The sequence below is a fragment of the Bacteroides congonensis genome (assembly GCF_900130125.1).
Taxonomy (GTDB): domain Bacteria; phylum Bacteroidota; class Bacteroidia; order Bacteroidales; family Bacteroidaceae; genus Bacteroides; species Bacteroides congonensis.
Map to the genome: position 1 here is coordinate 1,537,115 of NZ_FQXY01000011.1, position 11,691 is coordinate 1,548,805.

Genomic DNA, 11,691 nt, shown 5'->3' on the forward strand with positions numbered 1-11,691 from the left:
ATTATAACGAAAGTAGTTTTCATTTTATCTTATATTTGTGATAGTTGCGCACTTTAAAATTGAATTGATAAGATTCCTCCTAGGGTTTTATTAGAATGATCATAAAAAGGACAAGTGATAATTGTAGGAGCTTCTTTTTTATTTAATTTAAAAAGCTTCCGGTTAATGGGAAGTAACCAGTAACCAATGCGTGCGCTTAAAATTCCAATGCCTGCGCCCGTTATAATGTCATTGAACCAGTGCCTATTGTTATATAGTCGTAAAAATGCTACCCCACTTGCAATTGTATAAGCCCCGATTGCATATCCTATGCCGTATTCCATTCGTACTAGTTCTGCTCCCATAAAAGCTGTCGCGGTATGTCCTGACGGGAACGAATTTCTTGCAGAAGAATCTGGCCTTTTTTCATGTATAGTCAATTTAATTCCATTTACCATTATTCCCATTGCCAGATAAGAAGTAGCTGTGGTTAATAGTCTTTCTTTGAAAGAGTGTTTTGCCTTTGCACCAAGAAATTCTAAACTTATATTGGAGATGACGGGTAAATATTGTATATAGTCATCAGCATGGAAGAATTTGTTCTTACGCAAGTCTGTCATATTGCCTTGAATGGTATGGTTTGCAGATTGTAGCCATCCGTTACAGATACCCCATGAACCAACCAATAGTAGTGATGTAGGGAATATTAGTTTATAAGGACGAAATAGTGTCGAATTTTCATTATAAGAAAGAGAATCTTTGTTTTCTTTTCCATATGCTGCATGCAGACTAATAGGAATGCAGAAAAGATAAAGTAGAAGTGTAGCTGTTTTCATTTAGTTGTTTGAAAATATAGATGTTAAATATCTTATTTGGATATATTTTAGTGCTTTTTTGTTGCTGCAAAGTTACTTTGTTTAGGATGGCCGAAGATGAATTTTGTATAGTTGATTTTTCTACGGAAATGTGGAATTTTGTCTACACTAATATGGAAAAATCCGCACCCTTCCCTATCTCAGGGAAAGAATGCGGAATGATATAAAAAAGGTTTCTTTATATATTTACTCACTGCTGGGAATAAGCGTTCAGCAGTGTAAATGCTTTCATAATTATAGATGTTTTTGATTAGAAATTGTATCCAAGAGTGATGGAAGTAGTTCCGATTTTTGTCTTTTTGCACAATTCAATAAAATCTTTACCATAACCAACTCCTACATAAAGTTGGTTGTAGTTCAAACCTGCGCCAATTTGCCATCCCATTTGGAAACGTTTCCATGTATAGTCTTTACTGCCTGTATCTTTTTTATCAAACATATTAGCTTCCTGTTTATAACCTTCTTTTTCCATTTGCTCCCAAAATTCATCTTCTGAGAAGCCTAATTCGTTGGTGTCTATAGTTAAATTGTATTTTTGTTTTCCGATGATATTTCCTCTAAAGTTGATACCTATATATGGTACTATTGAAACCTTACCGTTAGGTAAAGAAAATTTGTATGCAATATTGACAGGTATGTTGAGGGAAAAGAGATTAGTTTTGCGCTCTAAAATATCTTCATCAAAGCCTAAATCATCGTAATCCTCTTTCCCGAATGAGTATGTTGCATTTACGCTTGCTTCAACAAAAAGAGGAAATTCTTTAGCTATACTAAATCCTTTTGTATATCCGATAGAAAAACCATTAACGCTTAAATCATCTGCCCCTTCATAATCAGAAATGATTTTTGTCGGATTATAAGATACGGTAATTCTTTGCCATCCATTAGTATCCGTATTTCTAGTGCTGCTAGAAGATGACAATGCTTTAGAATTGGCAAACTGTGCGGATGCTGTTCCTGTTAAGGCTAGTAAGCATACTGCTAAATAAAATTTCATTGTTTTCATTGTTCCTTTTATATTTTAGTGAATTAATAAGAAAAACTCATCCTCCAAATGTTGGCTGCGCCTGTTTTATCTCCGCGTTGTGAAATAAAATAAATATATTTGCCATCTTTGCTCCATACAGGACTTAGGTCATCAGCTGCATGATATGTGATTTGAGAAAATCTTGTTCCATCTGTTTTGCATACGAATATGTCTGTATTAAGGTAGGTGAAGCTACCCCCGTCAATTTTACTGTCTCCGACAAATAGGATCCATTGACCATCAGGTGAGAGTGTCGGAGTTGTAAAACTACGTTGCGGGTCAGAAATAATACATTCTTCTACTCCGGTTTCGTAATTGATTTTCCATATTTCGCTTTTCCCAGCTCCGTTCATGCGTGTGCAGAGAAAGGCACTTTCTCCTTTTATAGGGCATGGATTCATGCCACTACTATAATTAGACAAGAAATTGTTTTGAATATTGTAACTCCAAATACTTACTCCATTCATTTCTTGTCGGGCAAAAAAGATAAGTTGCATATTAGAAGAGTAGGTAGGTGAGTAATCTTGGTTACCGTTAGTAATTTGGCGACAAACATAACCGTTGTTGGCGTTAGTTTGAAAAATCTGAGTGGTTTTTCCTCTAGTTTCTGAAAAACATAGATATTTTCCATCAGGAGAATAAGAAAAGTCTAATACTCCAGTCCTGTTAGTTCTTTGAATTGAGCTGCCTTGTTTGCTTAACTCTTTAATAAATATATTGGTAGTGTTATTTCTGTATGAGAGGTATGCTATATTATTTCCATCTATAGAAATGTCTAATATGTGATTGGATAGCCACTCGATTCTTTCCTGTAGACGCTTTACGAGGGGCATACATACATAATCACTTGGAGTAGAAATCTGCGTAAAATCAATACCGGATTCTTCTGGCACCGAAACAATCGAGTAATCAACTTGTTGTGCTTGTAGAGAATTATGTAGTCCTATAAATAGAAAAAATACTAGTAATACAATGTACTTAGTGTTCTGCATATTTTTATTATTATTTTTTAATGATGCAAAGGTAACTTGTATTGTGCTGAAAGAGCTTGTGTCGGTGTAGGAATAATTTATACGGAATCGTAGAATTTTATTCACGTAGGTCGTTGTTGATTATTAGGTTTGCTGATGTTCTGTTTCAAATTCAGTGAGGTAATAATTGAAGAAATTATGATGTAATATGCAACTGATTCGTAATAGGAGTTCGGTATCTATACTTTTTCTTTTAAATATGGAGTACACATTTGTCCTGTCGCAATAGAGCTTTTTTGCGAACCAAGTAACAGAACGTTCTTGACGGTGGAGTTCTGTTTCTATTATTTGACCTATGTGTACCATTTGCAGAGTGTTTGCGGATTGTATATGTTCCTATTTTATTTGTCTTTACAAAAATATCTCCAAATTTGTATGAATTAAGATATTGTGTGTTGATAATAAGTCACATATCTGTTGTTTAATATTCACGTCTTTGTTAGATAGAATAAAAAAGGCGGAACCATTCAAAACTTATTTTGTTCTGAGGTACCGCCAAGCACCTTGCAAGTAAATAAGTATGAATAGTTCACGCCTGTAAAGCGCAAACCTCTATCAACTTATTCTCACTTACTTTAAATTGGCGGTTTTCAGAACAGAGAATAAGAGCTAAAAGCTCAGTTTCTTTTAATAAGTATATATGAATGGAAACGCTATTCCAAAAGTTTATTGTTTTAAATATGCATAGAAGCCCTTAACCTTATTTGTGTATCAATGAAGTATAAGTCTCCGTCTATCCCATAAAGCACATTATTAGGGACTGCATCAAACACTTCATTCTCGCCACCTTTATCCATATAGGTAATGTCGAGGTGGGATAAGTCAATCCATAAGTTGTTAGTATGGGCAAAGTCTGTTAACTCTTTAATTTGCCCTCTCTTATAGCCCTCTGTTGGTTCAATTTCTCCTGTTGCTTCTTTACCTCTTTTGACGATGCAGGCTGCTTGCTCCAGGATATTATTGATTGACGGGTACGCTCTATCCATTGTTTGTGAAATTCATTAATATATTCCATACTACTATGATTATGAGTTTAAGACAAAGATAATCATTCTCCTTTAAATCATCATAGTTTAGCTACAACATTTTTAAAAGGGCTGTGTTAGAGAATATTCTATTCTTTATGGAGCAGTTATTTATCTATATGAAAAACTTCTGTAATCAGTAAGATTACAGAAGTTTTTCTATATAAAGTAATCTAAATTACTTAGCTAAAGCCTGAGCTACGTCAACAGCACAAGCCACAGTACAACCTACCATCGGGTTGTTACCAATTCCCAGGAATCCCATCATTTCTACGTGAGCAGGAACTGATGAAGAACCAGCGAATTGAGCGTCTGAGTGCATACGTCCCATTGTGTCAGTCATACCATAAGAAGCAGGACCAGCCGCCATGTTATCCGGGTGAAGAGTACGACCTGTACCACCACCTGAAGCTACTGAGAAATAAGGTTTGCCGGCAAGAACACGTTCTTTCTTGTAAGTACCGGCAACCGGGTGCTGGAAACGAGTCGGGTTAGTAGAGTTACCTGTGATAGATACGTCTACGCCTTCTTTCCACATGATAGCTACACCTTCACGAACATCATCAGCGCCGTAGCATTTTACTTTAGCACGAGGACCGTCAGAGTAAGCGATTTCGCGAACAACTTTCAGTTCACCTGTAAAGTAATCGAATTGAGTCTGAACATAAGTAAAGCCGTTGATACGAGAGATGATCTGAGCAGCGTCTTTTCCAAGACCGTTCAGGATGCAACGCAACGGTTCTTTGCGTACTTTGTCTGCTTTTGCGGCAATTTTGATAGCACCTTCAGCAGCAGCGAAAGATTCGTGACCTGCCAGGAATGCGAAACACTTAGTTTCTTCGCGCAGCAACATAGCAGCCAGGTTACCGTGACCGATACCAACCTTGCGGTCGTCAGCTACAGAACCCGGGATACAGAATGCTTGCAGGCCGATACCGATAGCTTCAGCAGCTTCAGCAGCATTGGTGCAACCTTTCTTAATAGCGATAGCGCTACCTACAACATACGCCCATTTTGCATTTTCGAAGCAGATAGGCTGAGTTTCTTCACACGTTTTATAAGGATCAAGTCCATGAGCTTCACAGATAGCGTTAGCTTCTTCGATATCTTTGATGCCGTTAGCGTTCAAAGCAGCGATAATCTGCTTGATACGACGGTCTTGGCTTTCGAATTTTACTTCTCTAATCATAGTTTCTTTCCTCCTTATATTATTCGTGACGTGGATCAATAGATTTAACTGCTCCCTGTTCTGCTGTTACGCGACCATAAGTACCTGTAACTTTCTTCAATGCTTCGTTAGCATCAGTACCTTTTTTGATTTCGTCCATGAACTTACCCATGTGTACGAATTCGTATCCGCAGATTTCGTCGTTCTTGTCCAAGAAGATTTGTTTGATATAACCTTCTGCCATTTCAAGGTAACGGGGGCCTTTAGCCAAAGTACCATAAAGAGTACCTACCTGGCTACGCAGACCTTTACCCAAGTCTTCCAAACCTGCACCGATGATCAAACCACCTTCAGAGAAAGCCGATTGGGTACGTCCGTAAACGATTTGCAGGAACAGTTCGCGCATAGCTGTGTTGATAGCGTCGCAAACAAGGTCAGTGTTCAGTGCTTCAAGAACTGTTTTACCCGGAAGGATTTCAGAAGCCATAGCAGCCGAGTGGGTCATACCGGAGCAACCGATTGTTTCGATCAAAGCTTCCTGGATGATACCTTCTTTAACGTTCAGTGTCAGTTTACAAGCACCTTGTTGAGGAGCACACCAACCGATACCGTGTGTCAAACCAGAAATATCAACGATTTCTTTAGATTTTACCCATTTGCCTTCTTCGGGTATGGGAGCCGGTCCGTGGTTTGGACCCTTCTTTACAACACACATGTGTTCCACTTCGTGTGAATAAGTCATAATTAGCTCTTTTTTTAAGTGATATAATTAAAAATACGTAGTCACGATTCTCTAAATCGCCCACAAAGGTAGTCGATTTATTTGTTTCTGCAAATCGCCTTTTATTACTTTTTTGTGAAAAGTGACAATTCAGTTTACGTTTTTTCGCAGTTTGTAAAGTCGGGATTGCATTTGCGGAAGATTGAGGATGGACGAACTATCTATTTGTTGCTTTGTTATTAGTAGAAAACCAAAATTTATGGAACTGAACCAAATAGATATACATTATTTAATTGCGGCAATTTGCGTTATTTCATCTGCGCTTATTTTTTATTCGATTGGTGTTTGGGGAGAACGTCTCCAAAAGAAATTGAAGTTTTGGCATATTATTTTCTTTCTTCTCGGTCTGATAGCCGATGCGGTTGGCACGAGCCTGATGGAACATATTGCAGAGTTGACTCATTTGCATGACGAGATTCATACGGTGACGGGTACGATTGCCATTCTTCTTATGTTTGTACACGCTTCATGGGCAATATGGACTTACGTGAAGGGTTCGGCACAGGCGAAACGACATTTCAATCGTTTTAGTATTGTGGTTTGGTGCATCTGGCTTATACCTTATTTTATAGGTATGTATTTGGGGATGCGTTTACATGCATGATAAGCGGTCTGAATAGAGTCTGATATTCATAAACATTTTGTAAGCATTCGGCCTTGTGCGTGTTTCTTTCCCTTGTTTTCCTTCCTACCTTTGTGACTTCATAATCATCTTAATCTATTATGTGTTCAGTATTAGTATTTTCTAATGAAAGTGAAAAGCTGCGTAGTCTCTTGTCTGAGTCTAATCATTTTGATTCTGTTCTTTTCATATTTGACGGTGGTCGTCGTTATAAAGTATCGGCTTCTAGTCTTGGTATCCATTCCCCTCAGGACCTACTTCTCCCTTTAGGTCTTGGTCTTTTCCGTAGCAGTCCTTTCTGGTCTTATTACCTTTATCCGCAAGGTTGTAATTTCCATAAAGGAATTGACGGTCTTTGTGGTGAGGTCATCCGGCACACGGGTTCTTACGTGTCAGAGCAGAGTTGCCATATTTTTCTTGACCGTTCCCGTAGCAGGTTGCATATCCTTTATCGGTGCGACGATGAATACCGTCTGGAATGCCGTCGTCTGAACCACGGTTCTTTCCTCTTGAAAAAGGACGAACGGAAGAGGGATTTTCTTCAAATTTCCTGGAATCGCCTGAATGAGCTGCTTACTGTTAAAAAGTATCGGAAAACAGTTGAAAAGTAATCTCCCGTCCTATAAGGCGTACAGCTTTATTTTGATAACTTTGCCACATAATAAAAAAGTGGATATACAGTGAAAGAACCAGTCATTACCCTTACTTTGGAAGAGTACGAAGAGTTGCGCAAGGAACGTGAACGTCTTGAAAAGGAGCATGCGGAACTTCAGAGAAAATACGAAGCCTCTTTGCAGGAGTATTCCCGCCAGGCCGGGGAAATCTCAGCCTGTACAGCCGTCATAGCTGACTTGAGATGGAAACTGGCTGACTTGACACGCCGTTTATGGGGTAAATCCAGTGAAAAACGTCATCTTCCCGAAGATGCCAGCCAATTGAGCATCTGTTTCGAATCCCCGTCCGATGTCAATGACCCGGTAGCGGAAGAACAGAAAATAGCTGAGAAATCTGTCAAATCGGAGAATGGTTACAACCGTTTCCGTAAGAGCTTCACCAAAAAGATTACTCCCCACGCCCGTAAGCCCATCGACCCGTCCCTTCCCCGTGAGGAAATCATCATTCCCATGCCGGAAGGTCTTTCCCTGGAGGGAGCGACAAAGCTGGGGGAGGAAGTGAGCGAACAATATGCCGTCAGCCCTGCGCGATTCTATGTGAGACGCATCATCCGCCCTAAATACCGGCTTGCCGACGGTCGTATCATGACTGCTCCCATGCCCGTAATGGCACACCCTCACAGCAATGCGTCGGAAAGTATACTGTCCCACATTGCTACCGCCAAATATTACGATCACCTGCCTCTGCACAGACAGCTGGACATTTTTGAGCGTGAAGGCATCCATCTGAGTCCTTCCACCGTAAGTAACTGGATGATGGCCGCCGCACAGCGTCTGGAGCCGGTCTATAATGAGCTTCGTGAACTGGTCAAGGACAGTTATTACGTCATGGCCGATGAGACGCCCCACCCCGTACTTGAAAGCGACCGTCCCGGTGCCCTTCACCGCGGGTATATGTGGAACTTCTATCTGCCCCGGTTCCATACCCCCTTCTTTGAATATCACAAGGGACGTGGCAGCAGTGGAATAGACACACTGCTGGCAGGACAGGTCCGGGTGGTACAGAGTGACGGCTTTGCAGTATATGACGAGTTCGACACGCTACCCGGAAAGTTACACCTGTGCTGCTGGGCACACGTCAGGCGCAAGTTTGTGGAAGCGGAAGGGAATGACCCTCCCAGAGCAGGGTATGCACTTGAACAAATAGGCAGACTGTATGCTGTGGAGGAGAAAATCAGGATAGAACATCTGGAAGGCGGGGCTGTAGTAAAGCTTCGCCAGGAAGAATCGTACCCTATTATCAAAGGACTGGAAAAATGGTGCAAGGAGGAATATGAACATACGGTTGAGAAATCGCCTATTGCCAAGGCCATATTCTATATGTACACACGATTTGAACAACTGTCCGGATATGTCAACGATGCACAATTCTGCATTGACAATAATCCGGTGGAGCGTTCTATAAGACCATTGACTTTGAACAGAAAAAACACTCTTTTCTCCGGATCACATGAGGCGGCACATGCAGCGGCAATATTCTTTTCACTGATGGGATGTTGCAGGGAAAATAAGGTGAACCCGAAACTATGGATGCAGGACGTGTTGATTAGGGTACAGGAGAAAGAAAGAGAAGAGAAAAACGACTACTCCGATTTACTGCCATTTAATTGGAAAGGATAAACAAGAAAGATTGATAAAGCCAAAAGCCAGACGAAGTACGTCTGGCTTTTGGCTTTATTATAGCTTGGAAAGAAACACGCACGAGGCCGAATGCTTACAACATTTTACTTTATGCTTGTCGGCCGGCTATAGTTGTCCTATTAGCCAACTATAGCCGGCTAATTAGCTGACTAGAGTTAACTAGGTGGTCAACTGGAGTCGTCTACTGTTGAACAAACATTTTCTATTCGGAATATATACACTATTTGTCTGTTCCTATAATATAGCCAATGTTTGTTTCCGCTATATTGTAAGATTGGAAAATATATATCTTGTGAAGGGTGTGAATAGAGGTGAATCCTGTATTTTATATGAATTGTTCACCGGAAACGTCTGTATATGAGATGATAAGATTCGTGTGAAGAAGGTGGAGGACGGATAATGAAATTAAGATTGGTAAGATTGTGAAAGGATTGTTACTGGATGTAGAATAAAATTCGTAGCTTTGCTGCATCATTTATAAAAAAGATTATGATCGAAGTTGTAGAATCAGCTTTACAAAAGGCTGCGGGTGAAGGAATGGATGAATTTATCCAGGCGTTTACAGATAAATATAAAGAGGTGATCGGTGGCGAACTGACTGCGGAGACGATGCCTTTATTGACAGGAGAACAACATTCTTTGCTGGCTTATCAGATATTTCGTGATGAGGTGATGGCAGGGGGATTCTGCCAGTTGATCCAAAACGGTTATGGCGGATATATCTTTTATAATCCGTTTGCTAAAGTAATGCGTTTGTGGGGAGTGGATGAATTCTCGAAGCTAATCTATAAAGCAAAGAAGATATTTGATGCAAACCGTAAAGACTTGGAGAAGGAACGGACGGATGATGAATTCATGGCTATGTATGAGCAATACGAAGCCTTCGATGAGTTGGAAGAGGCTTATTTAGAGATGGAAGAGCAGGTTACGGCAGTGATTGCAAGTTATGTAGATGACCATTTGGAACTTTTTGCAAAAATAATAAAGTAGCGGATGCAGTATTTTTTAAGTATCTGCATTTATTAATTGTGAATTAGAATTTATATCTTTGCAAAATCTAAAAAATATGTTTATGAAACAGATGAAATTTTTCTTGGTAGCTTTGATGGCTGTGGTGATGGGTATGTCGGTTACTTCTTGTATGAATGGGGATGATAATAATGGACCGCAACCTTTGAGTGTTATTGCAAGACTTGACTCTTATGGAAGTAGTTTTAAAATGATAGATGGTACTAAACTGATTCCTACTGATCCGACTAGTATCATGCTTTTAAATTCAGGTATGTATATTGTTAATGGTCAATATAATAGAGAGGATATAAATGCTAGTACTGCATCTATTACTTTTACTTTGACTTCCACTCCTACCAATATTGATGGACCTAATGTAACTTCCACACCAGATGAAGCGGATGCAACAATGTATACTTTGAACTATGAAAATGTATATTATCCTTATATGTTTGATAAAAATACATTGATTCTTCCTGCAATGTTTCATTTCAAAAACTCATCAGTTGCAACAGAAGTTGAAGAGGAACTGAAGAAACATAAGTTTATTATTTCATATGATGAAACGAAAGTTTCAGAAGGAGGTGAAACGTTGGATTTATATGTAAATCATATTATTACTGAAGATAAAGATGAAACTCGTAGAGAACATACTGTGAGTTATCAAGCGTATGATTTATCTTATCTTGTAAATCGTTTTTCAACTTTGAAGAAGATTGTAATTCATGCTCAGGTAAACAGTTCATCTAATAAATTAGATGATTCTAGTACAAGAGAAGGGACATTTGATATAGATTATTCAAAGATTACACAGTAACTTGAACTACAAAGAACTATTTAACATAGCAATGAAACTGATTTCCTCTCCGGTCAAGGCCTGGGAGGAAATTTCTATGGAAGAGGATAGGCGAAAAGTATATATGGCTTTTGTCTATCCTATGATTGGTTTATGCGGTCTGTCCGTGTTCATCGGTTCGTTACTGACGAATGGATGGGGTGGCCCGCAAAGTTTCCAGATAGCTATGACCAATTGCTGTGCCGTAGCTGTAGCCTTGTTCGGTGGCTACTTTCTGGCTGCTTATGCCATTAATGAGATGGGGACAAGAATGTTTGGCATGCATAGCAATATGCCGCTGACACAACAGTTTGCAGGATATGCACTTGTTGTACCTTTCTTGCTTCAGATTGTCACCGGACTATTACCTGATTTTAGAATTATTGCCTGGCTGCTACAGTTCTATATCGTCTATGTAGTATGGGAAGGAGTTCCTGTGCTGATGGGAGTAGAAGAAAAACAACGATTGAAATACACCCTTTTGTCGTCTGCATTGTTAATACTATGTCCGACGGTGATTCAAATTGTGTTTAACAGACTGACGGCCATACTTAATTAATGTGTGAAGATGAAACAACCCTCTGTAAATATTAAGAATAAACGGGCTACGTTTGATTACGAACTGATAGATACCTACACAGCAGGTATTGTGCTGACCGGTACGGAAATCAAATCCATTCGTTTGGGAAAAGCAAGCCTGGTAGATACGTTTTGTTATTTTGCGAAAGGCGAATTATGGGTGAAGAATATGCACATCGCCGAGTACTTCTATGGTTCGTACAATAATCATACGGCGCGTAGGGAGAGGAAGTTGTTGCTTAGTAAGAAAGAATTGGAGAAACTTCAACGGGATATGAAGAATCCCGGTTTTACGGTTGTTCCCGTACGCTTGTTTATCAATGAAAAAAGTTTGGCGAAACTGGTAATCGCTTTGGCGAAAGGTAAAAAGGAATATGATAAACGAGAATCCATTAAGGAAAAAGATGACCGTAGAGATATGGCAAGAATGTTCAAACGATGAC

At 39.5% G+C, this 11,691-nt stretch carries 14 protein-coding genes; 7 read left to right on the forward strand and 7 right to left on the reverse strand.

Annotated features, from left to right (window positions below):
* Nucleotides 1–53: 53 nt before the first annotated feature.
* The 7 genes from BQ7997_RS23545 to BQ7997_RS23570 all read right to left on the reverse strand — a co-directional run bounded on the left by BQ7997_RS23545 (nt 54) and on the right by BQ7997_RS23570 (nt 5,847).
* A complete protein-coding gene (locus tag BQ7997_RS23545; RefSeq protein WP_073348267.1) occupies nt 54–815 on the reverse strand; it encodes a phosphatase PAP2 family protein in 762 nt (253 codons plus the stop codon).
* A 289-nt stretch (nt 816–1,104) separates the two neighbouring features.
* Nucleotides 1,105–1,860, reverse strand: coding sequence for an outer membrane beta-barrel protein (locus BQ7997_RS23550; RefSeq protein ID WP_139260972.1), 756 nt, complete (start codon nt 1,858–1,860; stop codon nt 1,105–1,107).
* 23 nt (nt 1,861–1,883) lie between these two features.
* The gene (locus BQ7997_RS23555; RefSeq protein ID WP_073348269.1) at nt 1,884–2,873 is read right to left on the reverse strand and encodes a PD40 domain-containing protein; all 990 of its coding nucleotides are present in this window, start codon (nt 2,871–2,873) and stop codon (nt 1,884–1,886) included.
* A 123-nt stretch (nt 2,874–2,996) separates the two neighbouring features.
* Entirely contained in the window at nt 2,997–3,218 is a 222-nt protein-coding gene (locus BQ7997_RS25975; protein ID WP_073348270.1) for a hypothetical protein, read from the reverse strand.
* Nucleotides 3,219–3,586: 368 nt separating this feature from the next.
* Complete coding sequence (locus BQ7997_RS25030; protein WP_083589343.1) at nt 3,587–3,898, reverse strand: hypothetical protein; 312 nt, start codon at nt 3,896–3,898, stop codon at nt 3,587–3,589.
* 217 nt (nt 3,899–4,115) lie between these two features.
* Nucleotides 4,116–5,126: a GGGtGRT protein gene (locus BQ7997_RS23565; protein ID WP_044653787.1), complete on the reverse strand. Its 1,011-nt coding sequence runs from the start codon at nt 5,124–5,126 to the stop codon at nt 4,116–4,118.
* 19 nt (nt 5,127–5,145) lie between these two features.
* Complete coding sequence (locus BQ7997_RS23570; RefSeq protein WP_004296942.1) at nt 5,146–5,847, reverse strand: iron-sulfur cluster assembly scaffold protein; 702 nt, start codon at nt 5,845–5,847, stop codon at nt 5,146–5,148.
* Between the two features lie 238 nt (nt 5,848–6,085).
* Here BQ7997_RS23570 and BQ7997_RS23575 point away from each other — a divergent pair, with 238 nt between their 5' ends.
* The 7 genes from BQ7997_RS23575 (at nt 6,086) to smpB (ending at nt 11,690) form a co-directional block, all read left to right on the forward strand.
* Complete coding sequence (locus tag BQ7997_RS23575; RefSeq protein ID WP_073348271.1) at nt 6,086–6,490, forward strand: HsmA family protein; 405 nt, start codon at nt 6,086–6,088, stop codon at nt 6,488–6,490.
* A 119-nt stretch (nt 6,491–6,609) separates the two neighbouring features.
* On the forward strand, nt 6,610–7,119 hold the full coding sequence (gene tnpB, locus BQ7997_RS23580) for an IS66 family insertion sequence element accessory protein TnpB (RefSeq protein ID WP_073347688.1): 510 nt from the start codon (nt 6,610–6,612) through the stop codon (nt 7,117–7,119).
* Between the two features lie 69 nt (nt 7,120–7,188).
* The gene (gene tnpC, locus BQ7997_RS23585; protein WP_073347687.1) at nt 7,189–8,802 is read left to right on the forward strand and encodes an IS66 family transposase; all 1,614 of its coding nucleotides are present in this window, start codon (nt 7,189–7,191) and stop codon (nt 8,800–8,802) included.
* Nucleotides 8,803–9,312: 510 nt separating this feature from the next.
* Nucleotides 9,313–9,813 (forward strand): DMP19 family protein, encoded by a 501-nt coding sequence (locus tag BQ7997_RS23590; RefSeq protein ID WP_073348272.1) that lies wholly within the window; start codon nt 9,313–9,315, stop codon nt 9,811–9,813.
* Between the two features lie 82 nt (nt 9,814–9,895).
* On the forward strand, nt 9,896–10,651 hold the full coding sequence (locus tag BQ7997_RS23595) for a hypothetical protein (protein ID WP_073348534.1): 756 nt from the start codon (nt 9,896–9,898) through the stop codon (nt 10,649–10,651).
* Between the two features lie 31 nt (nt 10,652–10,682).
* Entirely contained in the window at nt 10,683–11,228 is a 546-nt protein-coding gene (locus BQ7997_RS23600; protein ID WP_073348535.1) for a Yip1 family protein, read from the forward strand.
* 9 nt (nt 11,229–11,237) lie between these two features.
* A complete protein-coding gene (smpB, locus tag BQ7997_RS23605; RefSeq protein ID WP_073348273.1) occupies nt 11,238–11,690 on the forward strand; it encodes an SsrA-binding protein in 453 nt (150 codons plus the stop codon).
* Nucleotide 11,691: the final 1 nt, after the last annotated feature.